We start from the raw sequence: 23,519 nt of genomic DNA, 5'->3' as shown, positions 1-23,519 counted from the left end.
GGGCCGGGCCCCTCCCGCCTCAGGAGTGACCGAGTTCCGCCGTCTCCTCGTCCGCGGTCACCGGGACCGAACCCGACTCCGGGGACGGGCGCAGCGGGAAGGGGTCGACGCGGGTCTCGTCGACGACCGGGTCGGCCGGGCGCGGCGGCTTGGGCATCACCGCGGCCTCGGAGTGGCCGCCGCAGCCGTACGTCAGGGACACCACACGGCCGTCGGCCGGGGAGAACTCGTTGGCGCACACGCCGAACGCCTGGCCCAGGGAGCCGCCGATCGGCACCAGGAAGCCACAGCTCAGACAAGCCGCGGGGGCCGCCTGCGCCATGGGCGTCTTCGCGCCGAACGCCTCCTCCCAGCGGTCGGCCGCGGTGTGCAGGCCGTAGCGGGAGAGCACCCGGGCGCGCCGCATGCCCAGCTCCTCGGCCACGGCGGCGATGGAGCCCCGCCGCGGCGCGGTGGGCAGCTCGGCCGGCGGTCCGGCCGTCACGTCGGCGTCCTCCGCCTCGGCGAGGTCGGCCATCTCCGCGGAGACGGCCGAGTTCGGCGGCGGCTCGTCCTCGCCCGTGTAGCCGGGCTCCAGGCGCAGGTCCTCCGCGTCCGTGGGGAGCAGGTCGCCCGGGCCCATGTCGCCGGGGCGCAGGCGCTCGCTCCACGGCACCCACTCCGGGGCCAGCACGGCGTCCGGGCCGGGCAGCAGCACCACCTCGTCGAGCGTGACGACCTTGGCGCGCGACGCGCGGGCCACGGTCACCGCCCAGCGCCAGCCGCGGTACCCCAGCTCGCGGCACTCGAAGAAGTGCGTGACGACGCGGTCGCCCTCGGAGACCGTCCCCACGTGCGCGCCGACCACCCCGGGCGCGGCCGCCTCCTCCGCTGCGGCGCGGGCGAGGTCGACGGCCTCGGCGCACAGACGGTCGGGGGTGCGGCTTCGCGTTGTCGCTGCGCTCACAGGTATCGCTTCTCTCCTACGCCGTCTCTCGGGTGCGGTTGCCTCCGGCGGTGGGGCGGACGGAGCGGACCGGGGGGCCGCGTCGACGTCCGCGTCCGAATCGCGCTCGGGCGCACCTGTGCCATCCATTGTGCGGGATGGCTGAGATACGCACGCTACCTGTTCGCAGGCGGTTGGCCTACACCGACGGTGATTCTTCGGCGCTCCGCGCCGCGTCCGGCGCGCCGGACGGGCCGTCGCGGGGGCCCCGCCGGGCGTGCCGAGGATCGCAACTCGCTTCCCTTCAAACCGCACTACCTCCCCCCGAGTCAGGGCACTATGACGTCGTGGCAGCCGCGAAGACACCTCCGGGCACGGCCGGAGTACGGCGGGGCGGTTCGGGCCGGTTCGGCGGGTCCGTCCGCGCGGTCGGGCGTGCCCTGCACTTCCCCGTGACCGGAACCGCCCGGGGAATCCGCAAGGCGACGCACGCGCACGGCGCGGGCGAGTCGGGACTCGGCAAGCTGATCGAGCTGCACGCGGTGAACGGCGCGGGCGACGTCATGATCACCGTCGCGCTCGCCTCCACCGTGTTCTTCTCGGTGCCGACCGACGAGGCCCGGGGCCGGGTCGCGCTGTACCTGGCGATCACCATGGCCCCGTTCACGCTCCTCGCCCCGGTCATCGGCCCCCTCCTGGACAAGCTGCCGCACGGCCGGCGCGCCGCGATGGCCGGGGCGATGCTGGCCCGGGCCCTGCTGGCGCTGGTGCTGTCCGGGGCGGTGGTCACCGGCAGCCTCGAGCTGTACCCGGCCGCGCTCGGGGTGCTGGTCGCCTCCAAGGCGTACGGCGTGGTCAGGAGCGCGGTCGTGCCGCGGCTGCTGCCACCCGGGTTCTCCCTGGTGAAGGCGAACTCACGGGTCACCCTGGGCGGGCTGCTCGCCACCGGCGTGGCCGCGCCGATCGGGGCGGGGCTCCAGGCGGTCGGGGCGCGCTGGCCGCTGTTCGGCGCGTTCGCGATCTTCGTGGCGGGCATGTTCCTGTCGTTCTCGCTGCCGGGGAAGGTCGACTCGGCCAAGGGCGAGGACACCGCCCTGCTCGCCTCGGACGAGCAGCACGTGCACGGCCCGCGGCGGCGGACCGCGAAGCGGCCGGGCCTGAGGACGGTCGGGATAGGCGTGACCCACGGCCTGGGCGCCAACGCGGCGCTGCGCTGGCTGTCCGGCTTCCTGACGTTCTTCCTGGCGTTCCTGCTGCGCGAGCACCCGCTGACCGGGCAGAGCGCGGCCGTGTCGCTGGGGATGGTGGCGGTCGCCGCGGGCCTCGGCAACGCGCTCGGCACGTCGGTGGGGGCGTGGCTGCGCTCCCGGGCCCCCGAGCTGATCATCGTGACGGTGGTCGCGGTGGTGCTGGGCGCGGCGGTCGTGGCGGCGGCGTTCTTCGGGGCGTTCCTGGTGGCCTGCCTCACCGCGGTCGCCGGGTTCTCGCAGGCACTGGCCAAGCTGTCCCTGGACGCGCTGCTCCAGCGGGACGTGCCGGAGCTGGTGCGCACGTCGGCGTTCGCCCGCTCCGAGACGCTGCTGCAGATGTCCTGGGTGTTCGGCGGCGCCGTCGGCATCGCCATGCCGCTGAACGGCGCGCTGGGCCTGTCGGTGGCCGCCGCGGTGCTCGCCCTCGGATGGGTGACGACGGTACGGGGCCTGCTGAGCTCGGCACGCCACGGCGGGGCGTCGCGGACCCGCGTGGCGTAACCCACAGCGACGCCGTACCCCTCGTAGGGGGAGCGCCGGGCGTGCCCGATAGCCTTCGGGCATGACCCTGCAATCCGCTGCTGTGCGACGCCGCCGCGCCGTCGCCGCCGCCGGCGCCGTTTCCGCCGGACTGCTCGTCCTGTCGGCCTGCGACAAGCCGACCCCGCTGTCCACGATCACCGTGGGCCGTTCCTCGGTCAGCGCTGAGGCCACCTGCGGTGGTCAGGGCGACACCCTGAAGGCCGCGGAGCTGACCAAGTGCCTGAAGGACACGGACATCAAGTCGATCTCCGTGGACCCGGACGCGACCGTGCGCTTCGGCGTCGACCCCGACATCGCCGACAAGCGCTGGACGATCCTGATGAACGGTCAGCCGCTGACCGACGAGAGCACCAAGACGTACCGCACCATCCCGGGCAGCGTCTTCTTCAACGCCCAGTACGGCGCCCAGGGCGACTCCACACTGGTCTCCATCAAGGCGTCCGACGGCAAGAAGGACAGCCAGTCCGTCACCGGGCTGTGGTCGTTCAAGCTGAAGAAGGAAGGCTGATCGTCGCGGCCGGGCCGGGCCGGGTCCTGGTGGCCACCGCCGTCCCCGTGGAGCGGGACGCGGTGGCCGCGGCGCTGGACGCCGTAGGGACCGGGCGCGGTGCGCCGGGCGGCCTCGTCGTCGACCCGGTGGCCGCCGGCGTGGGGTCCGCCCGCGCCGCCGCCACCACCGCCACCGCCCTGGCCGGTGCCGCCCGTGACGGCACCCCGTACGACCTCGTCGTCAGCGCCGGGATCGGCGGCGGCTTCCTGCCCGCCGCGCCGGTGGGCTCGCTCGTGGTCGCCGACGCGATCACCGTCGCCGACCTCGGCGCCGAGACCGCCGACGGTTTCCTCCCGGTCACCGAACTCGGCTTCGGGACCGTCACCCACCGCCCGCCCGCCGCGCTCGTGCGGCAGGCCGCGGCCGCCACGGGGGCGCGCGCCGGCACCCTGCTGACCGTGTCCACGGTCACCGGCACCGCCGACCGGGCCGCCGCCCTGCGGGCCCGCCACCCGGACGCGCTCGCCGAGGCCATGGAGGGCTTCGGCGTCGCCGAGGCCGCCGCCCTGCACGGCGTGCCCGTGCTGGAGGTCCGTGCGGTCTCCAACCCCGTGGGACCGCGCGACCGCGCCGCCTGGCGCATCGCCGACGCCCTCGCGGCTCTGACCGAGGGCTTCGGGAAGCTCGTGCCCGTCCTGGAGAGTTGGAGACACCATGACGACGACCGGTGACCCGCTGCGGATCGCCTACTCCCCCTGCCCCAACGACACCTTCGTCTTCGACGCCCTCGCCCACGGCCGCGTCCCCGGCGCGCCCGCGCTGGACGTGACGTTCGCCGACATCGACGTCACCAACGGCATGGCCGAGCGCGGCGAGTTCGACGTGCTGAAGGTGTCGTACGCCGTGCTGCCCTACGTCCTCGGCGAGTACGCCCTGCTGCCCTGCGGGGGCGCGCTGGGCCGGGGCTGCGGGCCGCTGGTGCTGACCCGGGAGGCGGGGACCGCCGGCGGGGCGGAGCTGACGGGCCGGACCGTCGCCGTGCCCTCGGAGCGGTCCACGGCGTACCTGCTGTTCCGGCTGTGGGCGGCGGACACCGTGCCCGGCGGGGTCGGCGAGATCGTCGTCATGCCGTTCCACGAGATCATGCCGGCCGTGCGGGACGGGAAGGTCGACGCGGGCCTGGTGATCCACGAGGCCCGCTTCACGTACCAGACCTACGGGTTGCACCGGCTCGCGGACCTGGGCGAGTACTGGGAGGACACCACCGGGCTGCCGATCCCGCTCGGCGCGATCATCGCCAAGCGGTCGCTGGGCGCGGACACCCTGACCCGGCTCGCCGACGCGGTGCGCGCCTCGGTCCGGGCCGCCTGGGACGACCCCGAGGTGTCCCGGCCCTACGTCATGGAGCACGCCCAGGAGATGGACCCGGCCGTCGCGGACCAGCACATCGGGCTGTACGTCAACGAGTTCACCGCCGACCTGGGCGACGACGGCCACGCGGCGATCCGCGGGCTGCTCACACGCGCGGCGGCCGAGGGACTGGTGCCGCCCCTCGGCCCGGACGCGCTGGAATTCCCCTGAGCGCAGCGCGTCAGACGTCGAGTTGGTCGGCGACCGCGCGCAGCAGACCGGCGATCTTCTTGCCGGAGACCCGGTCGGGATAACGGCCCTTCTCGAGCATCGGCGTGATGTTCTCGAGGAGGGTCGTCAAATCCTGGACGATGGAGGCCAACTCGTCGGGCTTCTTGCGCTGGGCCGCCGCGACCGACGGGGTCGGGTCGAGGATGGTCACCGAAAGGGCCTGGTCGCCGCGTTGTCCGGCGACGACGCCGAACTCCACGCGCTGTCCCGGCTTCAGTGCCTCCACGCCGGCGGGGAGGACCGAGGAATGGACGAAGACGTCACCGCCGTCGTCACGGGAGAGAAAGCCGAAGCCCTTCTCGCTGTTGAACCACTTGACCTTGCCGGTGGGCACGTCTGTCCTCGTCCTCGTACTCGTCGGAAAACTGCATCGGAAAACGGCTTTTGACAGCACTGCGGCGGGTCGCCCTCGACCCGCGAGGTACCAAGGCTAATGGTCTGGGAGCGGGTGACAAGACGTCGCCCGGTTGTTCCTTCGCGCTGGGAACTACCCTGGTCCGGTGCGTGACAAAACCCAAACGAATTCCGCCGGGCCCGGTGACCGACTGATCCGCGCCGGTGTCCTCGTGTTCTTCGCCGGTGCCGTGGCCACTCTCGTCACCGTGGCCCCGCTGTTCTTCGGTTCGCGGCCTTTTCCGACGTACATGTTCGGATTGAGCATGCTCATGGGCGTCGGCTTCCTGATCGCGGCCGCGGGAGTGCTGCGCGCGATCGCGGCGGGCCGCCGTCAGGCGCGGGGCGCCTCGCGGTAACCGGGGGCGCAGTTCCCGCCGTGGCCGCTCCGCCGGTATTCCGCCAGCCACTCCGGGAACCGGGTGAGGTCCGCCAGGACCACGTCCGCGCCCGCCGCGCGCAGCGCCGCCGCGTCGTACGGCCCGGTCGCCACGGTGACCGACAGCGCGCCGGCCGCGCGGGCGCCGCGGATGTCGCCGAGGTGGTCGCCGACGTAGACGCCCGCGCCGTGCTCGCGCAGCGCCTCGGCCTTCTGCTCGGCCCACAGGTCGCCCACGACGGCGTCCGGCTCGATGCCCAGGTGCGCCAGGTGCAGCTTGGCGTTCGGCTCGTACTTGGCGGTGACGACGAGCGCCCGCCCGCCGGCCGCACGCACGGCGTCGATCGCCTCGCGGGCGCCGGGCAGCGCGGGGGTGGCCTCGACGGCGTACGCCGGGTACATCTCCCGGTACAGCTCGGCCATGGCCTCCACCCGGTCCGCCGGGAACCAGTTGCGCAGCTCGTCCACGAGCGGCGGCCCGAGCCGGGTGACCGCCAGGTCGGCGTCGATGAACGTCCCCGTCCGCTCGGCCAGCGCCAGGTAACAGGCGCGGATGCCGGGCCGGGAGTCGATCAGCGTCATGTCGAGATCGAACCCGACGGTGGGCGCGGGCACGGACGAGGACGCGGACGCGGAGGGGAGGACCATGCCCGCCATTGTCCCCGGTGCGCAGGTGTGGCGGCTACGTGCGGCGTTGGGAGCGCCAGGTGAGGAACAGGGCCGAGGCGATGGCCGCGCCCCTGACCACCCAGGGCCAGGTCTCGGTGATCGCCTCGTTCAGGTGGCCGTCGGTGATGGGGGTGCCCCAGCGGCCCTCGCTGCGGCCCCACAGCCAGGCCAGTCCCGCGGCGACCGCGGTGGCCGGCAGCCAGATGACCGCGATCTTCGTCTCGGTGTCGGTCAGCCGGCGCGAGGCGTAGGCGATGAGCCAGCCGAGCAGCAGGGCGAACCAGTTGCCGAGCACCGCGCCGGCGACCAGGCACAGCGCGCCGAGCAGCAGCAGCGGGTTGCTCCAGCGGCGGGCGGGCAGGGGCAGCAGCCGGCGCCGGGGCCGTACGGCCGCCTCCTCCGCGGCGGGCGGCTCCGCCACCGGCTCCGGCCGTGGCTCGGCCACCGCGTCCGTCTCCTTGCGGGGCGGCGGCTTGAGCAGGTCCGGGATCTCCACCCCGCCGACGAAACCCGGCACGTGGTCGTCGAGTCCCGCCGGGCCGAAGGGGCCCCGCCGCCACCAGTCCGGCACGGAGGTGGTGTCGCCCAGCTCGTGGGTCCCGGCGCGGTGCGGCGGGGACGGCACGTCGGCGGGGGCGGCGGGCGCCGGGGCCGCGGGGCGCGGGCGGGGGACGACGCGGCGGAATCCCCTCGGCCGGTCCGGCTTCGGCGTCGCGTCCTCGGTCCCGTCCGCCGTGGCCGGCTCGGTCCGCCGGGGCTTCGTGGTCCTGCGGGGCCCCCGGGCCGGCTCCGTGCCGCCCTCGCGCTGGACCGGGACCGCCGGGCGCGGGGGCTCCGGCACGGCCGGGCCGCCGCCCTCGGCCGCGGCGGTGACGACGTCGTCGGGGCTGCCCAGACGGGCGATGATGCGGCGGACCGCGGCCGGGGAGTCCACGGTCGCCCGCGCGCGGCTGCGGTCGATCTCGTTGCGCAGGTCCGACACGAGCCGCATGCGCGTGGCCGACGACAACTGCCGCTGCTGCGCCACGTCGCCGACGCGGCTCAGGTACTCGTAGACGACCTGGTCGCTCTCGATCCCCAACGCAGTCCCCTCCGGCGTGGGTGGGCCGATACCCGGACGGGACGACGGTAGCGCAGCGCGCGGTGCGCGGTGCCGGTCGGACCGGGCGTCGGGGCGCGGGGGCGGTGGGGGCGGGCCGCCACCCGCTACCGTTGAGCGGATGAGCAGCGACGAGAAGCCGGACGGCCGGCCGGCGGCCCCGCGGTCCCTCGCGGAGGCGCTCCGCGCCCGGGACGACGCCTCCCTTGCGGCACTGCTGCGCGCCCGTCCCGACCTCGTCGCGCCGGTGCCGACCGACCTGACCCAGCTCGCCACCCGCGCGGGCACCCGCGCCTCCGTGGTGCGGGCGCTGGAGCGGCTGGACCGGTTCGCGCTGCAGACCGCCGAGGCGCTGGCCGTGGCCGGGGACCCGGCGCCCTACGACGAGCTGCTCGCCCTGATGGCGGGCGACGACGGCGACACGGCGGTGGCCGCCGCCCTCCCGCACGCCCTGGGGACCCTGCGCGAGCAGGCGCTGGTGTGGGGCGGCGACGACCGGCTGCGCCTGGTGCGCACGGCCCGCGAGCTGCTGTCGCCGTCCCCGCAGCACCCCTCGCCGACCGGGCTCGGCCCGACCGTGCAGGAGGCCACGGCGGGCATGTCGCCGGGCCGCATCCAGGAGCTGGTGACGGCGGCCGGGCTGCCGTCCACGCACGACGCGGTGTCGGCGGCGGCCGCGCTGACGGCGCTGTTCACCGACCGCGAGCGGATGGCGAAGCTGCTCGGCCAGGCGCCGGCCGAGGCCCGCGAGGTGCTGTCCCGGCTGGTGTGGGGTCCGCCGTACGGGCAGGTGACGCCCGATCCCGCGGCCCACCTGCGCTGGCTGCTCGACCGGGGGCTGCTGCTGCCGACCGCGCCGGGCACGGTGGTGCTGCCCCGCGAGGTCGCCCTGCACCTGCGCGGCGGGCGCGCGCACCGCGAGACGCAGCCCGTGCCGCCGCCGGTCGAGCCGGCCGGGACGCGGCAGAGTTCTCCCCAGGCTGTGGACGCGACGGCGGCGGGCCAGGCGTACACCGCGCTGGCGACCGTCGAGGAGCTGCTGAAGGACTGGGACGAGGGCGGCCCCGCGGTGCTGCGGGCCGGCGGCCTGAGCGTGCGCGACCTCAAGCGCACGGCCGTCGCCCTCGACGTGTCCGAGCCGGTCGCCGCGTTCTGGGTCGAGCTGGCGTACGCGGCCGGCCTGATCGCCTCCGACGGCGAGGCCGACGAGCGCTACGCCGCCACGCCCACCCACGACGAGTGGCGGGAGCGTCCCGCGGCCGACCGGTGGGCGGAGCTGGCCGGGGCCTGGCTGGCGGCGACCCGGACGGCCGGCCTGGTCGGCGGCCGCGACGCCAAGGACCGCACGCTGGCCGCGCTGGGCCCCGGCCTGGACCGCTCGGCGGCCCCCGAGGTGCGCCACCGGGTCCTGGCACTGCTGGCCGCGCTGCCCGCGGGCACCTCCCCCGACCCCGAGTCCGTGCTGGCGCGGCTGCGCTGGGAGCGTCCGCTGCGCGGGCCGCAGCAGGAGGACGACCTGCGGTCCCGGCTGGCCCGCTGGACGCTCCAGGAGGCCGAGCTGCTCGGCGTCACCGGCCGCGGCGCGCTGTCCTCGCACGGGCGGGCGCTGCTCGGCGCGCCGCAGCCGCAGGCGGCGGACGACGCCGCGCGGACCCCGGACTCCCCGGACGTCCCCGACACCCCGGGCGACAAGCTGCCGGTCCACCACCGGGCCGCGCCGGCCGGCACCCCCGGCGCCGGGCCCGTACCGCCGGGGCCCTCCGATCCGCAGGCCCGGGCCGCCGCCCGCGCCGCCGCGGCCCGGCTGCTCGCCCCGCTGCTGCCCGAACCGCTGGACCACGTGCTGCTCCAGGCCGACCTGACAGCGGTGGCCCCCGGCCCGCTCCAGCGGCCGCTCGCCGACGTGCTGGACGTCCTCGCCGACGTCGAGTCCAAGGGCGGCGCGACGGTCTACCGCTTCACGCCCGCCTCGGTGCGCCGCGCCCTGGACGCCGGCCGCAGCGCCTCCGACCTGCACGCCTTCCTCGCCGCCCACTCCCGCACCCCCGTGCCGCAGCCGCTGGCCTACCTCATCGACGACGTGGCCCGCCGCCACGGGCACCTGCGGGTGGGCGCGGCCTCGGCGTACGTGCGCTGCGACGACGACGCCGTGCTGAACGAGATCCTCGCCGACAAGCGCTCCGCCGCCCTGCGCCTGCGCCGGCTGGCGCCCACCGTGCTGGCCGCGCAGGCCGACCCGGCGGCGCTGCTGGAGGGCCTGCGCGCCCTCGGGTACGCGCCCGCCGCCGAGTCCGCCGAGGGCGACGTGCTGATCACCCGCGCCGACGCCCGGCGCACCCCGCCGCGCACGCCCCCCGCGCCGGTCCCCGAGGGCCCGCCCGTCCCGGACGCCACGCTGCTGAGCGCCGCGGTCCGCGCGATCCGGGCCGGCGACCTGGCCTCCACGGCCCCCCGCAAGACGCCGGGCACCCCGCCGGCCCCCGGCGAGCTGCCCCGCACCTCACCCGCCGAGACCCTCGCGACGGTGCAGGCCGCCGTCCTCACCGGCGAGGCCCTGTGGATCGGCTACGTCAACGCCGACGGCGCGGCCAGCCAGCGCGTCATCGCCCCGGTCCGGGTGGAGGGGGGCTTCGTCACGGCGTACGACCACACCGCGGACGAGGTGCGCACGTACCCCCTGCACCGCATCACGGGCGTGGCGGAACTGGCGGACGAGTGAGACGAACAACAGGGCCGGGCGCCGGCCGGTCCCGCTCACTCCCGCTCAGCAGTCCGTGACACGGGCGTCCGGCGGGAGGCCGAAGTGGGAGCGGGCCGCCGTCTCCAGGGCCGCCTGCGCCGAGGGGTCCGGGCGGTCGGGGTCCGCGAAGAGGCCGAAGTGGTCGCGGCGCCAGGCGGCGCTGCCCGCGCCGTCCGGGGCCTCCTCCAGGGCGACGACCCGGTAGCCGCCGTCCGCGGCGCGCCGCAGCCGGACCTCCTGCGGGACCTGGTCCCCGCTGCACGCGACCAGGGCGCCGTCGCGCACCCCGTACTCCACGCACAGCGTGGCGACGCCCGCGCGGACCACGCCGTCCCGCTCGTCGAGGTCCAGGGGCCGCGCCCGGCAGAACCACCGCGCCCCCAGCCCGGGCAGCGCCGACCCGTACCCGGTGCCCTGCTCCTGCGCCGCGAGGCGCGCCTCGATCACCGGGCGGACCTCCTCCCACAGGGGACCGTCCACGCCCGCCGCCCACCGCACCCACGCCCCGGTGGCCACCAGCACCCCCGTGGCCGCCACACCGGTCACCCACCTGCCCGCCGCCATCCCGCGCCTCCCCTCCGGGCGGCGCGCACCACGCCGCTGTGCCGGTCAAGACAGTCCAGGGCGGCCCGGGGTTGCCCGGGAGGCCGTGCGGCCGTGACCGGGGCCCGTGCGGCGCCGAGTGGCACACTGGACGTTTGGCCGCGTCCCCTGGCCTGACGGAAAGGTTCCGCGCGTGAACGGTCCACTCATCGTCCAGTCCGACAAGACCCTGCTCCTGGAGGTCGACCACGAGCAGGCCGACGACTGCCGGCGTGCCATCGCGCCGTTCGCCGAGCTGGAGCGGGCTCCGGAGCACATCCACACCTACCGGGTGACCCCGCTCGGCCTGTGGAACGCCCGCGCCGCGGGCCACGACGCCGAGCAGGTCGTGGACGCCCTCGTGCAGTACAGCCGCTACCCGGTGCCGCACGCCCTGCTGGTCGACATCGCCGAGACGATGGACCGCTACGGCCGCCTCACCCTGAGCAAGCACCCCGCGCACGGGCTGGTGCTCACCACCACCGACCGGCCGGTGCTGGAGGAGGTGCTGCGCTCCAAGCGGATCGCCCCGCTGGTCGGCGCCCGCATCGACCCCGACACGGTCGCCGTGCACCCCTCCGAGCGCGGGCAGATCAAGCAGACCCTGCTCAAGCTGGGCTGGCCCGCCGAGGACCTCGCCGGGTACGTCGACGGCGAGGCCCACCCGATCGCGCTGCGCGAGGACGGCTGGGCGCTGCGGCCGTACCAGCACCAGGCGGTGGAGAACTTCTGGCACGGCGGCTCCGGTGTCGTGGTGCTGCCGTGCGGCGCCGGCAAGACGCTGGTCGGCGCGGGCGCCATGGCCCAGGCCGCCTCGACCACGCTGATCCTGGTCACCAACACCGTCTCCGCCCGGCAGTGGAAGCACGAGCTGGTGAAGCGGACCACGCTGACCGAGGACGAGATCGGCGAGTACAGCGGGACGCGGAAGGAGATCCGGCCCGTCACCATCGCCACCTACCAGGTCCTGACGACCCGGCGGAAGGGCGTCTACCCGCACCTGGAGCTGTTCGACTCCCGCGACTGGGGCCTGATCGTCTACGACGAGGTGCACCTGCTCCCGGCGCCGGTCTTCAAGTTCACCGCCGACCTCCAGGCCCGGCGCCGGCTGGGGCTGACCGCCACCCTGGTCCGCGAGGACGGCCGGGAGTCCGACGTGTTCTCGCTGATCGGGCCGAAGCGGTTCGACGCGCCGTGGAAGGAGATCGAGGCGCAGGGGTACATCGCGCCCGCCGACTGCGTCGAGGTCCGCGTCAACCTCACCGACTCCGAACGCCTCGCCTACGCCACCGCCGAGGCCGAGGAGAAGTACCGCTTCTGCGCGACGACCGCGACCAAGCGGAAGGTGACCGAGGCGATCGTGCGGCGCTTCGCCGGACAGCAGGTCCTGGTCATCGGCCAGTACATCGACCAGCTCGACGAGCTGGGCGAGCACCTGGGCGCCCCGGTGATCAAGGGCGAGACGTCCAACGCCCAGCGCGAGAAGCTGTTCGACGCGTTCCGGCAGGGCGAGATCAGCGTGCTCGTGGTGTCGAAGGTCGCGAACTTCTCGATCGACCTGCCGGAGGCCACGGTCGCCATCCAGGTGTCGGGCACCTTCGGCTCACGCCAGGAGGAGGCCCAGCGCCTGGGACGGGTGCTGCGCCCGAAGGCGGACGGCCACCAGGCGCACTTCTACTCGGTGGTCGCCCGCGACACCATCGACCAGGACTTCGCCGCGCACCGCCAGCGGTTCCTGGCCGAGCAGGGGTACGCCTACCGGATCATGGACGCGGACGAACTGCTGGCGGAGAGCTAGGCCGTGTGCCGCGACACCGGGCGCCGCTCCCTCGTACGGGGAGCGGCGCCCGGCGCGGTTCACGCCGAGTGGACCTCCAGGGCGGCGCGCACGGCGGACTCCAGCGCTCCCTCGATCCACGCCGGTTTCACGGAGGTGTGGTCGCCCGCGAAGTGCAGCGGCCCCTCGGGGGCGGGGATGGACGTGAGCAGCTCCGTGTGCTGGCCGGGCAGCAGCACGGACGCCTCGCCGTAGGCGTACGGGTCGCGCATCCAGCTCTGGGTGCGGCCCGCGCCCGTGTAGAAGACCTCGATCCGCTGGCCGTAGACCTCCTGCAGGCCGCACAGGGCGTGCGGGTAGCGGGCCCCGTCATCGAGGGAGTCCCAGCGCAGGGCGTCGTCCGCCCAGCTGTAGGAGGCCAGGACCACCCCGCCGGCGCTGCCCGGGACCGGGTGGGACGGCTGGTACATGAACCGGTTGGCGTTGTCCGACACCGAGCCGCCGCCGGTGACGTCGGCCGCGGGCGGCTGGTCCCGGGTGACGGCGCGGTTCGCGGCGTAGTGGGTGCGCTGGCCGGCGGTGATGTGGCCGGACGGGACGGACGGGTGGGCGCCCAGCAGGCTGCCGTCGCCCGGGGTCCGCCCGGTGCGGTAGGCGTCGTACAGCCCGGGGTCGATGCGGCGCAGCTCCCGCTTCCAGTCGGCCTCGTCGAACTCCCACCAGCGGCGGCTGAACTCCAGCAGCACCTTGGTCGCGCAGTCGTAGTGCAGTTCGGTGACCGCCCGGCGCTTGGTGTACGACATCGGCGGGCTGATCTGCACGTGGCGCAGGCCGGAGAAGGGCACGGTCACCACGGCGGCGTCCGCCGTGAACTGCTCGCGCACGACCGGGCCGCCCCGCCCCTCGGAGACGGTGTCCACCCACACGTGGGGTCCCCGGGCGCGCACGTGCCCGGTGTCGCCGCCGGACCGGCCGGGGTCGGGGTCGTAGTACTCGATCCGGGTCACCCGGCGGTCGAACCGCACGCTGTCGCGGACCTTGGCCAGCAGGGCGTCCGGCAGGACGGCCGTGCCGCCCTCCAGCTCCCAGAACGCGGTGTCCGGGCTGATCAGGGAGGACCCGATGAAGCTGTGCACGAAGGACAGCGGCAGCCGTGAGGTGAGGTTCTCCACGGTGCCGATCAGGTCGACCGTCCGCTCGTCCAGGCCAGCGTGCTCGGTCAGGAAGCGGAACATCGACCAGTCGCCGAAGCGCTGGATCACCCGGGCCCAGCCCTGGATGCGTTCGGGCAGCGGCTTGTCGGTGCGCCTGCCGTCGGGTCCGAGCGTGCTGAACTCGTCGCGCACCGGGTCGAGGACCGAGCGCAGGATGGCCGCGGCCGGGGTGTCCCAGTGGGCGCGCGGCACGCCGAAGGAGCGGTTGATGCGCCGGGGGGCGCGGGCGTAGTCGGCGCGGCGCATGCGCACGCCGTTGACGTGGATCCAGGTGTGGGAGGCGGGCCGGCCCTGGGCGTCCACGTCGACGTAGTAGAACGGCCGCTTCTTGAGGCCCAGTTGGCCGATGAGGTCCATGACCAGCGGGTGGCTGCCGGGCAGCCGCATCGCGCCGGCCTCGGCGTACTGGCGGGGGTCGGCGAAGGGCTGCGCCGCCTTCTCGTGGCCGCCGCGGCGGAACGTCTTGATGCGTCCGCCCACCCGGTTGCCGTTGGCCTCCAGGACGGTCACGTGGTGCCCGGCGCGCCGGAGCAGCCACGCCGTGACGAGGCCGGCCGGGCCCGCGCCGATGACGAGGACCTTCTTGGCCCCGGTCCGGGTGCGGGGCAGGCCGTCCTTGAGCACGCGCCGGTAGCCGGGGACGAGGGGCCGGCCGTCGTCGTCGACGACGAGGAGGGCCCGGGCGACGGCGAGGCAGCGGTCGAAGTCCGCGCCGCGTGCCGCGGACGGGGCCGCCGCCGGGACGGGAGTGCGCGGGGGCGCCTGTGCGGGCAGCGCCGCCGCGCTGCCCGTGCCGCCCGCGGTGAGGAGGCCGGCCACGGCGGTCGTGCCCGCGGCGGTGGTGAGCGTACGTCTGGTCAGGCCGCCGTGATCGGCGTCAGCCTGGTGATGCTCGGTCATGGCGCTACTTCTACGGGTCCGCCGGACCGGTTCGCTCCGGGTTGTGGTGGATTGCCACGGACGAGCGAAGACTCCAATCCAAACCATGCGAACCGGGTGCGCGGAGGCACGCGGGGGCGGGCGCCTGCCCCCGATTACGGCGAAGGGATGAATCGCGCCCTCGTGCCGCCCGGCGCGCGAGGCCGGGTCAGGACACTGCCCCCTACAGACCTGCGCGCGGAGGGGGAACACAGTGGAACAGCGGCCCGGGGCGGGTGCCCGAGCGCGGTACTGGTTCGACACGACCCTGGCGCGCGGCACCTCGGCCCTGGTGGGCTGGCTGGTGCTGGTCTGCCTGGCCGTGGTCGTCCCCACGAGCGCGGCGCTGGTGTGGACGAGCGGGCACGCCCCCGCCACCTTCTCCGGGAAGGTGGCGGCGATCTGGCACCTGACCGGGGAGACGATGCGGCTGGGCGGCACCACGGGCAGCCCGGCCCGGGTGGCGCTGTCGGTGCTGCTGGCCCTGGTCGCCCTGGTGTACGTCTCGACCCTCGTCGGTCTCATCACGACCGGGCTCACCGAGCGGCTCATCGCCCTGCGCCGCGGCCGCTCGAAGTTACTGGAACGCGGTCACGTGGTGGTCCTGGGCTGGTCGGAGCAGGTCTTCACCGTGGTGAGCGAACTGGTCGCGGCCGGTGCCAACCAGCGGCGCTCGGCCGTGGCGATCCTGGCCGACCGGGACAAGACGGCGATGGAGGAGTCTCTGCAGAGCAAGGTCGGCCCGACCGGCCGGACCCGGCTGATCTGCCGCAGCGGACCGTCGGCGGACCCGGCCGTGCTGGCGCTGACCAGTCCGGCCACCGCCGACTCGGTGATCGTGCTCCCGCCCGACGCGTCCCGGGGCGACGCGGACGTCGTCAAGGCACTGCTGGCCCTGCGGGCGACGGCGCGCGGGGGCGACGTCCCGGTGCCCGTGGTGGCGGCGGTCCGCGACAGCGGCTACCTGCTCGCGGCCCGCCTGGCCGCCGGATCCCGGGGCGTCGTCCTGGAGAGCGACACCGTCACGGCCCGGCTCATCGCGCAGGCGGCGCGCCGCCCGGGACTGTCGCTGGTCCACCGCGACCTGCTCGACTTCGCCGGGAACGAGTTCTACCCGGCCGCCCACCCGTCCCTGGCGGGCCGGGAGTTCGGCGAGGCGCTGCTCTCCTACGGCAACGCCAGCGCGGTCGGGCTGATCCGCGGCGGGGTGCCCTGGCTGAACCCGCCCGCGCGGACGGTCCTCGAACCCGACGACCAGCTCCTCGTCATCGCCGCCGACGACGACACCGCCGAGCTCGCCGACTGCGCGCCGCTGGTCGACGAGCGGTCCGTGGCGAGCCCCCGGCCCGCGGACACCCGGCCGGAGCGGCTGCTGGTGCTGGGCTGGAACCGCCGCGCGCCCCTCGTCCTGCGGGAGTGGGGCCGCAACGCTCCCCCGGGGTCGGTCGCCGACGTGGTCGCGGACGAGGACGAGGCCACGGTGCGGGCCGCGTACGAAGCGGGCGGCGGCCACGGGGACGGCGGCGACGACAGCGGCGACGGCGACGGCTCCGACTGGACCTGCGTGGCCCTCAGGGGCGACACCACCCGGCCGGAGACCCTGGCCGGCCTGGACCTCGCCTCCTACGACAGCGTCGTCGTGCTCGGCCAGGAGCCACGGGCCGGTGAGCCCCCCGAGGAGCCGGACACCCGCACGCTCGTCACGCTGCTCGTCCTGCGCCACCTGGAACGGCGCACCGGCCGGGCGCTGCCGGTGGTCACCGAGCTCACCGACGACGGCAACCGGCCCCTCGCCCCGCTCGGCCCCGGAGCGGACGTGATCATCAGCGGCAAGCTCATCGGGCTGCTGATGGCGCAGATCTCCCAGAACCACCACCTGGCGGACGTGTTCGACGAGCTGTTCTCGGCGGGCGGCACCCAGATCCACCTGCGGTCGGCCGCCGACTACGTGGTGACCGGTCACGAGACGGCCTTCGCCACGGTCGTCGCGGCGGCACGCGACCGGGGCGAGTGCGCCATCGGCTACCGCAGCCACGCCGAGGCCCGCCGGGCCCCCGGCTACGGGCTGCGCCTCAATCCGCCCAAGGCGGACCGCCGGCGCTGGTCCGACGGCGACGAGGTGGTCGTCATCGCCGGGGAGGGCCGGCGGGGTGCCGTCAGGAGCGGCGGACTCCCGCTTCCTCGCCGTACTCCCCGAGGATGATCACGTCGAAGGCGGCGCCCGCGAAGACGCGTATCGCGCGCAGGGTGTCGCCGAGGCGGTGGTGGTGGCTGCCGGACACGGACAGGGACGTGGCGCCGGGCGGACGGCCCGGTGCCGGGGCGTGGGTGATGGTCGCTGCGCTCATGTCTCCATGGTGCGATAGCGGACATAAGGGCGGCATCGGTCTGGAGAGCCAGTTCGGGAGGTTCCTCGCTCCACCCCCGGGTGGACCGCCTCCCCCTACGGGCGGGGGACGCCTCCCCTAGGGGTCGGGACCTTCCGGGGCGCCCGGGCCGGGCGGATATCCATTGGCCCCCCGCCCGCCCGCGGTCCTAGAATCTCCGCTCTTGCCCGCCTCCCTCACGGAGCGCCGCCGACCGGACGGAAACCGGCCGGCCCACCGCCATGACGTCCCGCAGGCCCGGAGGCACCCCCTTGTCCACGCTCCTGTCCGCCGACGACCCCCTCTCCCGCGAACGCTCCCACCTGGCCGCCTCCCGTGCCGCGCTGCGCGCCATGCGCGAGGACGTCGAGTCGCTCGACATCCGCGACGTCACCGCCAACTGGGTCAACGCCGAGGTGCTGGCCCGCCAGATCGACGACCGCATCAAGGCGCTGGCCGACCTGAGCGACACCCCGCTGTTCTTCGGCCGGCTCGACTACCTGCACGCGCCCGGCGCCGAGCAGGCCGAGGGAGCCGGAGGGGAGCGCTTCTACATCGGGCGCCGGCACGTGCACGACGCCGACGGCGACCCGATGGTCATCGACTGGCGCGCGCCGGTCTCGCAGCCGTTCTACCGGGCGTCCAAGAAGGACCCCATGGACGTCGCGCTGCGCCGCCGCTTCGGCTACACGCGCGGGGACATCACCGCGTACGAGGACGAGCACCTCTCCGACCCCGGCGAGGCGGCCCGCACCAGCAAGCTGCTCCAGCAGGAGATCGAGCGGCCCCGCGTCGGCCCGATGCGCGACATCGTCGCCACCATCCAGCCCGAGCAGGACGAGATCGTCCGGTCGGGCCTCGGCGGCACCGTGTGCGTGCAGGGCGGCCCCGGCACCGGGAAGACGGCGGTCGGCCTGCACCGGGTGGCGTACCTGCTGTACGCGCACCGCGAGCGGCTGGCCCGCACCGGGACCCTGGTCATCGGGCCGAACCGGTCCTTCCTGCACTACATCGAGCAGGTGCTGCCCGCGCTCGGCGAGCTCACCGTGCGGCAGGCGACGGTCGACGACCTGGTGGCGCACGTGGAGGTGCGCGGCACCGACGACGCGGCCGCCGCCGTGGTCAAGGGCGACGCCCGGATGGCCGAGGTGCTGCGGCGGGCGGTGTACTCGCACGTGACGCCGCCGACCGAGCCGGTCGTGGTGGTGCGCGGCTCGCGGCGCTGGCGGGTGCCGGCGTACGAACTGGAGGACATCGTCCGGGAGTTGCTGGACCGCGACATCCGCTACGGCGCCGCCCGCGAGGCCCTGCCGCAGCGCATCGCGCACGCGGTGCTGGTGCAGATGGAGCGCTCGGGCGAGGCGCCGGACGACCGCGTGCAGGACGCCGTCGCCCGCAACAGCGCGGTGAAGGCGGCCGTGAAGGCGGTGTGGCCGCCGGTCGACCCGGCGAAGCTGGTCCTGCGGCTGCTGACCGACGCGGACTTCCTCGCCCGGCAGGCCGAGGGCGTGCTGAGCGAGGAGGAGCAGAAGACGATCCTGTGGCGGAAGCCGGTCCGCTCGGTGAAGTCCGCCCGGTGGTCACCCGCCGACGCCGTACTGGTCGACGAGGCCACCGACCTGATCGGGCGCACGCACTCGCTGGGCCACGTGGTGCTGGACGAGGCGCAGGACCTGTCGCCCATGCAGTACCGGGCGGTCGGGCGGCGCTGCACGACCGGTTCGGCGACGGTCCTCGGCGACCTCGCGCAGGGCACCACGCCCTGGGCGACCCGCAGTTGGGAGGAGGCCCTCGGGCACCTCGGCAAGCGGGACGCGGTGATCGAGGAGCTGACGGCCGGCTTCCGCGTCCCGACGGACGTGATCGCCTACGCCTCGCGGCTGCTCCCGCACATCGCGCCGGGGCTGACCCCGGTGGCGTCGGTGCGGGAGAACCCCGGCTCGTTCGAGGTCCGCGCGGTCGCCGGGGACGCGGACGTGGTGGCCGCGTGCGAGGAGGCGCTGCGGCACGAGGGGTCCATCGGCCTGATCGCGGCCGACGCGCGCGTCCCCGCGCTGGCGGACGCCCTCGCGGCCGCCGGGCTGCCCCACCTCGCGCCCGGCGAGGAGACGACCGCCGAGGCCCGCCTCACCCTGGTCCCGGCGTCCCTCGCCAAGGGCCTGGAGTACGACTACGTGGTCCTGGACGAGCCCCGGGCCGTGGTCGACGGCGAGCCGGACGAACGCACGGGCCTGCGGCGCCTGTACGTCGCCCTCACCCGGGCGGTGTCGGGCCTGACGGTGACCCACACGGGCCCCCTGCCGGAGCAACTGGCCCAGGGCGGGTCCTAGCGGGTGTCTTCGGCCTGTCGCAACGACGGCCCTAGAGCAGTTCGCCCACCTCCGCGGCCCGTATGTCCCCTGCCCCCTGGACAGCCGGGGTGCCGTCCACCGCGCGCCGCCACTCGGCGACCGCGTCCGCCGAGACCGGGCCGGTCCAGCCGTCCGGGCGGGCCGCGCCGCCGATGTGGAAGGCGTCGATGCCCGCCGTCCGCAGGGCCGGGACGTGGTCCAGGCGCAGGCCGCCGCCGACCAGGAGCTGCTGCCCGTAGCCCGGCCGGCCGCGCCGTTCGGCCTCGGCGACGAGCACGGACAGCCCCTCGTCGACGCCCGCCGCGGAACCGGCCGTCAGGTAGGTGTCCAGGCCCGGCAGGCCGTCGAGCCGCTTGCGCAGGGCGTCGCGGTCGGCGGCCCGGTCGATCGCGCGGTGGAAGGTCCACCGGCAGCCGTCCAGCGCCCCGACGACCCGCTCGACCGCGCCCAGGTCGACCTCGCCCGCGGCGTCGAGGAAGCCGAGCACGAACTGGTCGGCCCCGGCCGCCCGCAACTCGCCGGCCAGCGCGGTCAGCCGCGCCACGTCCCCCGCCGCGAACCCGTCCGCCAGCCGCAGCATCACGCGCAGGTCGAGGTCGACGGCGGCGCGGATCCCGGCGAAGGTCGCCACGGACGGGGTCAGCCCGTCGGCGGCCATGTCGGTGACGAGCTCGAGGCGGTCCGCGCCTCCGGCCTGGGCGGCGACCGCGTCCTCGGGGTCGAGGGCGATCACCTCCAGGACTGCACGCGTGCTCATAGGACCCCTTCCGTCGTGTTCCCCTGGAGCGGCTACAGGTCTAGTCCAATGCCAGGGTACGCCGGGAGGCCGGGCCCGGGGGCCACAAGGGAGTGTCTCGTCGGTCAGGCCGGATCAGGGCCGCGAGCCCGGCCTGACCGACGAGACATCCCCGGGGGGTCAGTCGAAGATGTTCAGCTCCCCCGGCTCCGCCCCGGCGAGTTCGTACGACACCCCGTCCGCGGGCCGGCGCCCCGCGTACAGCCGGACGAGGGTCGGGGCGTCGCCGATGAAGCGGGCCGGGGTCCGCCCGCCGTCGGCGGCGCCGAGCAGCAGCGGCTCGTCGAGGTGGTCGAGGTCGGCGTGCAGGGCGGGACGGCCCTTCTCCCGGGTCACCCGCGCCAGCAGGGCCAGCGCGTCGGGCAGGCCGGGACCGCCGTACGCCCCGGGCTCACCGAACACGTCCCGCACGTCGCCGCCGTGCACCCACTCCCCCAGGGCGACCAGGTCGAGCACGCCCCCCGCCTTCGCGATCGCCGGACCGGCCTCGGTCATCCCGCGCTCCAGCTCGTCGACGACGCGCTGGTTCGGCCAGTCGGCCCGCTCGGCGATGTCCCGGTCGTTCGACGCGGGCGAGAACACGCCCTTCTCGAAACGCCCCTCCACCACCCGCATCAGCGCGGACGAACAGTGCGCGACGACGTCCCGCACCGTCCATCCCGGACACGCGGGGGCCGGCCGCGCGAAGTCGTCGTCCCGGCGGGACCGCAGCAACGGCACCAGCCCGTCCCGCTCGGTGACGAGCAGCCGCCCGGGCAGCTCGGGGTCCCTCGGCTCGTACGCATCGGTACTCGTGGTCGTCATGGGCCCCACGCTAGGGGGTGTGCGTCCCGGACCGCCCCGCCTCGCGACAAGGCGGAGAATGGGGCCATGGTCGATCTCGACGCCCTGCGGTCCCGCTGGCTGCGCACCCTGCTGTCGGTCCGGGAGGGCACGCGCCACCCCGATCCCGACACGTACGCCGACGCCCTGCTGCGCCGCTGGCAGGAGCCGCAGCGGCACTACCACACGCTGACGCACCTCGCCGCGGTCCTCGACCACGTCGACACCCTGCAGGCGTACGCCGACGACCCGGACGCCGTGCGGCTGGCGGCCTGGTTCCACGACGCCGTGTACCTGCCGGACCGCTCCGAGAACGAGGAGCGCTCCGCCCGGCTCGCCGAGCGCGCCCTGCCCGAGGCGGGCGTCCCGGAGGGGACCACCGCGGAGGTCGCCCGGCTGGTGCGCCTCACCGTCACCCACGACCCGGCCGACGACGACCGCAACGGCCAGGTCCTGTGCGACGCGGACCTCGCGATCCTGGCCTCCGCGCCCTCGGCGTACGCCGCCTACACCGCGGCCGTCCGCGAGGAGTACCACTTCGTGCCGAACGACGCCTTCCGCGCGGGCCGCGCCGAGGTCCTGCGCCAACTGCTCGGCCTGCCCCGCCTGTTCCGCACCCCCTACGGCGCGGAGCACTGGGAGGCCACCGCCCGCTACAACCTCGGCGGCGAGCTGGAACTGCTGTCGAGCTGAGCGGGCGGTACGCCTACGCTTCCCCCATGCGGACTTGGGGCGGAGATCAGGTGGAGGCGGCCGTCGCGAGCAGCGTCGGGCTGCTGCGGTCGGTCACGGACCGGGACTGGGAGGGGGTGCCGGCCGGCCGGCTGGAGTGGAGCTGCCTGCGGACCGCCGAGCACCTGGCGGGCACGCTGCTCGCCTACGCGGGCCAGCTGGCGGGCCGTTCCGCCGACGCCTACGTCCCCTTCGAGCTCGCCCTCGGCGAGGGCACCGGCCCGGCGGGCGTGGCGGACGTGGTCGAGACGACCGGCACCCTGCTGGCGATGGCCGTGCGCACCACCCCGCGCGCGGTCCGCGCCTACCACCCGTACCCCTTCGGCAGCGCCGGCCGCGAGGGCTTCGCCGCGATGGCCGTGACCGAGCTGCTGCTGCACACCCATGACATCGCCGAGGGCCTGGGCGTGCCGTACGAGCCGCCGGCGGACCTGTGCGCGGGCGTGCTCACCCGGCTGTTCCCGCACGTGCGCCCGGACGCCGGCCCCTGGCCGACCCTGCGGTGGGCCACCGGCCGCGGCGAGCTGCCCGACCGCGCGCCGGTCACCGGCTGGCGCTGGGTCAACCCGCTCGTCCTGCCCGCCGAGCGGCTGACCCTGGAGGCGCTGACCCCGGCCGCCGCCCTCGACCTGCACACGGGCGGCGACGGCGGTTTCGCCTGGCTGGGCGGCGCACCCCTGCAAGGGGCCCGGGACGCCGCCGGGATGCTGGTCAAGGCGTACGAGAACGGCGTCCTGCACCCGGAGTTCGGTGTCTTCGTCGTCGTGCGGCGGGAGGACGACCGGGCGCTCGGGAGCATGGGCTTCCACGGTCCGCCCGACGACGAGGGGCGGACGGAGGTCGGCTACGACCTGGTGGAGGCGGCCCGCGGCCACGGTTACGCGACCGAGGCCCTGCGCACCCTGACGGCGCACGCCCTGACCCACGACGCGGTGCGCACGCTGTGCGCGGTCATCGACGAGGACAACCTGCCGTCGCAGGGCGTGGTGAGCCGAACCGGCTTCGTCCCGGTCCCGCTGGAGGCGGAGCGGACGGAGCCGGGGGCGCGGGCGATGCGGCTGTACGTGCGCGAACGGTAGGCCCGGGCCTCAGTGGGCCCGGCCCTTGGGGCGGCGCAGCCCCGCCGCCGTGAGCCGGCGCACGAGGTCCTTGGAGCCGATCTCCACCGCGCCCGCCGCCACCGCGTCGGCGTAGCGGTGGGAGGGCAGGTCGTAGTGGTCGCGCTCGAAGGCGCGCCGCGGTACGCCCAACCGCTCGGCGAAGGCGTGGAGTTCGGCGAACGAGACGTCGCTGACCAGGTGCGACCACAGACGGCCGTGCCCCGGCCAGGTCGGCGGGTCGATGTAGACGGTCATGAGGGGAGAAGCCCGCAGACAGTGCGGGCGGCGCAGCCGGTCATGACGGGCGCGTGCCCCCCGCCGCCGCGCCGAGCGAGCCGACGGCCGCGACCCGCACGCCCGCCTTGTGACACACCCAGTGCGGGTCCGGGCCGAGTTCGGGCTCGACGTCGAGGGCGTGCGGGTCGCCGGAGCCGCAGACCGGGCACAGCGGCCAGCGGCCGTACCGCTCCAGCAGCGCGTCCTGCACGTCCTGGGCCACCAGACCCGGCAGGTAGGCCGCGCCGTCGGGCCACTGCTCCACCCACCAGCGGCGCTCCACGACGGAGTTCTCCACCATCGACACCACGTCCGCCTCGGCCACCTCGCCCGCGACGAGGTCGGCCAGCACGCGGGCGCGGGCGGCGTGCAGCGCCTGTTCCAGGGGGCTCACGGGATCCATGGTCCCATTGTGCGCACTCTTGACCGGGCCACCGAACCGGAAATAACTTTCAC

General features: G+C 75.3%; 22 protein-coding genes. 11 read left to right on the top strand and 11 right to left on the bottom strand.

Annotation, left to right across the window (positions count from 1 at the left end; genetic code table 11):
• Positions 1-19: 19 nt before the first annotated feature.
• Positions 20-946, bottom strand: a complete 927-nt coding sequence (locus tag E4U92_RS24060; protein ID WP_137302533.1) for a DUF3027 domain-containing protein — start codon at positions 944-946, stop codon at positions 20-22.
• 326 nt (positions 947-1,272) lie between these two features.
• On the opposite strand from E4U92_RS24060, the gene E4U92_RS24055 reads away from it, so the two are divergent.
• The 4 genes from E4U92_RS24055 to E4U92_RS24040 all read left to right on the top strand — a co-directional run bounded on the left by E4U92_RS24055 (position 1,273) and on the right by E4U92_RS24040 (position 4,789).
• A complete protein-coding gene (locus E4U92_RS24055) occupies positions 1,273-2,676 on the top strand; it encodes an MFS transporter (RefSeq protein ID WP_137302532.1) in 1,404 nt (467 codons plus the stop codon).
• An 82-nt stretch (positions 2,677-2,758) separates the two neighbouring features.
• Positions 2,759-3,226 (top strand): DUF2771 domain-containing protein, encoded by a 468-nt coding sequence (locus tag E4U92_RS24050; protein WP_137302808.1) that lies wholly within the window; start codon positions 2,759-2,761, stop codon positions 3,224-3,226.
• On the top strand, positions 3,196-3,939 hold the full coding sequence (locus E4U92_RS24045) for a futalosine hydrolase (protein WP_137302531.1): 744 nt from the start codon (positions 3,196-3,198) through the stop codon (positions 3,937-3,939). The genes E4U92_RS24050 and E4U92_RS24045 overlap by 31 nt, the downstream gene beginning before the upstream one ends.
• Positions 3,923-4,789: a 1,4-dihydroxy-6-naphtoate synthase gene (locus E4U92_RS24040; RefSeq protein ID WP_137302530.1), complete on the top strand. Its 867-nt coding sequence runs from the start codon at positions 3,923-3,925 to the stop codon at positions 4,787-4,789. The genes E4U92_RS24045 and E4U92_RS24040 overlap by 17 nt, the downstream gene beginning before the upstream one ends.
• A 10-nt stretch (positions 4,790-4,799) precedes the next feature.
• Here E4U92_RS24040 and E4U92_RS37060 read toward each other — a convergent pair whose 3' ends face one another.
• Positions 4,800-5,183, bottom strand: a complete 384-nt coding sequence (locus E4U92_RS37060; RefSeq protein WP_137302529.1) for a cold-shock protein — start codon at positions 5,181-5,183, stop codon at positions 4,800-4,802.
• A gap of 166 nt (positions 5,184-5,349) precedes the next feature.
• On the opposite strand from E4U92_RS37060, the gene E4U92_RS24030 reads away from it, so the two are divergent.
• Positions 5,350-5,601, top strand: a complete 252-nt coding sequence (locus E4U92_RS24030) for a hypothetical protein (RefSeq protein WP_067234349.1) — start codon at positions 5,350-5,352, stop codon at positions 5,599-5,601.
• Here E4U92_RS24030 and E4U92_RS24025 read toward each other — a convergent pair.
• Positions 5,577-6,269, bottom strand: a complete 693-nt coding sequence (locus tag E4U92_RS24025) for an HAD family hydrolase (protein WP_137302528.1) — start codon at positions 6,267-6,269, stop codon at positions 5,577-5,579. The genes E4U92_RS24030 and E4U92_RS24025 overlap by 25 nt on opposite strands.
• 34 nt (positions 6,270-6,303) lie before the next feature.
• Positions 6,304-7,371, bottom strand: coding sequence for a hypothetical protein (locus E4U92_RS24020; RefSeq protein ID WP_137302527.1), 1,068 nt, complete (start codon positions 7,369-7,371; stop codon positions 6,304-6,306).
• Positions 7,372-7,510: 139 nt separating this feature from the next.
• Between E4U92_RS24020 and E4U92_RS24015 the strand changes: the two genes are divergently transcribed.
• Positions 7,511-10,108 (top strand): helicase C-terminal domain-containing protein, encoded by a 2,598-nt coding sequence (locus tag E4U92_RS24015; RefSeq protein ID WP_137302526.1) that lies wholly within the window; start codon positions 7,511-7,513, stop codon positions 10,106-10,108.
• Positions 10,109-10,153: 45 nt separating this feature from the next.
• Here the strand turns inward: E4U92_RS24015 and E4U92_RS24010 are convergent, their stop codons facing one another.
• Positions 10,154-10,693: a hypothetical protein gene (locus E4U92_RS24010; RefSeq protein WP_137302525.1), complete on the bottom strand. Its 540-nt coding sequence runs from the start codon at positions 10,691-10,693 to the stop codon at positions 10,154-10,156.
• Between the two features lie 172 nt (positions 10,694-10,865).
• Between E4U92_RS24010 and E4U92_RS24005 the strand changes: the two genes are divergently transcribed.
• On the top strand, positions 10,866-12,509 hold the full coding sequence (locus E4U92_RS24005; RefSeq protein WP_137302524.1) for a DNA repair helicase XPB: 1,644 nt from the start codon (positions 10,866-10,868) through the stop codon (positions 12,507-12,509).
• A 59-nt stretch (positions 12,510-12,568) separates the two neighbouring features.
• On the opposite strand, the gene E4U92_RS24000 is transcribed toward E4U92_RS24005, so the two are convergent.
• Complete coding sequence (locus E4U92_RS24000) at positions 12,569-14,602, bottom strand: flavin monoamine oxidase family protein (protein WP_137302523.1); 2,034 nt, start codon at positions 14,600-14,602, stop codon at positions 12,569-12,571.
• Positions 14,603-14,834: 232 nt separating this feature from the next.
• Between E4U92_RS24000 and E4U92_RS23995 the strand changes: the two genes are divergently transcribed.
• Positions 14,835-16,823, top strand: coding sequence for a CASTOR/POLLUX-related putative ion channel (locus E4U92_RS23995; protein WP_137302522.1), 1,989 nt, complete (start codon positions 14,835-14,837; stop codon positions 16,821-16,823).
• On the opposite strand, the gene E4U92_RS23990 is transcribed toward E4U92_RS23995, so the two are convergent.
• Positions 16,777-16,968 carry a hypothetical protein gene (locus E4U92_RS23990; RefSeq protein WP_067234370.1) on the bottom strand — a complete coding sequence of 64 codons (192 nt, stop codon included), beginning with the start codon at positions 16,966-16,968 and terminating at the stop codon, positions 16,777-16,779. The two genes, E4U92_RS23995 and E4U92_RS23990, sit on opposite strands and share 47 nt — an antisense overlap.
• Positions 16,969-17,228: 260 nt before the next feature.
• Here E4U92_RS23990 and E4U92_RS23985 point away from each other — a divergent pair, with 260 nt between their 5' ends.
• Positions 17,229-19,316: a HelD family protein gene (locus E4U92_RS23985; RefSeq protein ID WP_137302520.1), complete on the top strand. Its 2,088-nt coding sequence runs from the start codon at positions 17,229-17,231 to the stop codon at positions 19,314-19,316.
• Positions 19,317-19,347: 31 nt separating this feature from the next.
• Here the strand turns inward: E4U92_RS23985 and E4U92_RS23980 are convergent, their stop codons facing one another.
• Together E4U92_RS23980 and E4U92_RS23975 are read right to left on the bottom strand one after the other, a co-directional pair.
• Positions 19,348-20,094 (bottom strand): copper homeostasis protein CutC, encoded by a 747-nt coding sequence (locus E4U92_RS23980; protein WP_137302519.1) that lies wholly within the window; start codon positions 20,092-20,094, stop codon positions 19,348-19,350.
• A 159-nt stretch (positions 20,095-20,253) separates the two neighbouring features.
• Complete coding sequence (locus E4U92_RS23975) at positions 20,254-20,937, bottom strand: maleylpyruvate isomerase family mycothiol-dependent enzyme (RefSeq protein WP_137302518.1); 684 nt, start codon at positions 20,935-20,937, stop codon at positions 20,254-20,256.
• Between the two features lie 66 nt (positions 20,938-21,003).
• Here E4U92_RS23975 and E4U92_RS23970 point away from each other — a divergent pair, with 66 nt between their 5' ends.
• Entirely contained in the window at positions 21,004-21,648 is a 645-nt protein-coding gene (locus E4U92_RS23970; RefSeq protein ID WP_137302517.1) for an HD domain-containing protein, read from the top strand.
• A gap of 26 nt (positions 21,649-21,674) precedes the next feature.
• The gene (locus E4U92_RS23965; protein ID WP_137302516.1) at positions 21,675-22,766 is read left to right on the top strand and encodes a GNAT family N-acetyltransferase; all 1,092 of its coding nucleotides are present in this window, start codon (positions 21,675-21,677) and stop codon (positions 22,764-22,766) included.
• 9 nt (positions 22,767-22,775) lie between these two features.
• Here the strand turns inward: E4U92_RS23965 and E4U92_RS23960 are convergent, their stop codons facing one another.
• Both E4U92_RS23960 and E4U92_RS23955 read right to left on the bottom strand, forming a co-directional pair.
• Entirely contained in the window at positions 22,776-23,042 is a 267-nt protein-coding gene (locus E4U92_RS23960) for a DUF4031 domain-containing protein (RefSeq protein WP_137302515.1), read from the bottom strand.
• A gap of 40 nt (positions 23,043-23,082) precedes the next feature.
• Positions 23,083-23,466, bottom strand: a complete 384-nt coding sequence (locus E4U92_RS23955) for a hypothetical protein (protein WP_137302514.1) — start codon at positions 23,464-23,466, stop codon at positions 23,083-23,085.
• Between the last annotated feature and the right edge of the window lie 53 nt (positions 23,467-23,519).

Origin of the sequence: Streptomyces galbus, from assembly GCF_005280195.1 — a bacterium.
Taxonomy (GTDB): Bacteria; Actinomycetota; Actinomycetes; order Streptomycetales; family Streptomycetaceae; genus Streptomyces; species Streptomyces galbus.
Note: the sequence above shows the minus strand (reverse complement) of the source record. Positions and strands in the feature narration are given on the sequence as shown.

What these genes read in the sequence shown, in the direction of transcription:
- E4U92_RS24040 (WP_137302530.1), top strand. Translation starts at nt 3,923, where the DNA reads ATGACGACGACCGGTGACCCGCTGCGGATCGCCTACTCCCCCTGCCCC.
- E4U92_RS24025 (WP_137302528.1), bottom strand. Translation starts at nt 6,269, where the DNA reads ATGGTCCTCCCCTCCGCGTCCGCGTCCTCGTCCGTGCCCGCGCCCACC.
- E4U92_RS24015 (WP_137302526.1), top strand. Translation starts at nt 7,511, where the DNA reads ATGAGCAGCGACGAGAAGCCGGACGGCCGGCCGGCGGCCCCGCGGTCC.
- E4U92_RS24010 (WP_137302525.1), bottom strand. Translation starts at nt 10,693, where the DNA reads ATGGCGGCGGGCAGGTGGGTGACCGGTGTGGCGGCCACGGGGGTGCTG.
- E4U92_RS24000 (WP_137302523.1), bottom strand. Translation starts at nt 14,602, where the DNA reads ATGACCGAGCATCACCAGGCTGACGCCGATCACGGCGGCCTGACCAGA.
- E4U92_RS23990 (WP_067234370.1), bottom strand. Translation starts at nt 16,968, where the DNA reads ATGAGCGCAGCGACCATCACCCACGCCCCGGCACCGGGCCGTCCGCCC.
- E4U92_RS23985 (WP_137302520.1), top strand. Translation starts at nt 17,229, where the DNA reads ATGACGTCCCGCAGGCCCGGAGGCACCCCCTTGTCCACGCTCCTGTCC.
- E4U92_RS23980 (WP_137302519.1), bottom strand. Translation starts at nt 20,094, where the DNA reads ATGAGCACGCGTGCAGTCCTGGAGGTGATCGCCCTCGACCCCGAGGAC.
- E4U92_RS23975 (WP_137302518.1), bottom strand. Translation starts at nt 20,937, where the DNA reads ATGACGACCACGAGTACCGATGCGTACGAGCCGAGGGACCCCGAGCTG.
- E4U92_RS23970 (WP_137302517.1), top strand. Translation starts at nt 21,004, where the DNA reads ATGGTCGATCTCGACGCCCTGCGGTCCCGCTGGCTGCGCACCCTGCTG.
- E4U92_RS23965 (WP_137302516.1), top strand. Translation starts at nt 21,675, where the DNA reads ATGCGGACTTGGGGCGGAGATCAGGTGGAGGCGGCCGTCGCGAGCAGC.
- E4U92_RS23960 (WP_137302515.1), bottom strand. Translation starts at nt 23,042, where the DNA reads ATGACCGTCTACATCGACCCGCCGACCTGGCCGGGGCACGGCCGTCTG.
- E4U92_RS23955 (WP_137302514.1), bottom strand. Translation starts at nt 23,466, where the DNA reads ATGGATCCCGTGAGCCCCCTGGAACAGGCGCTGCACGCCGCCCGCGCC.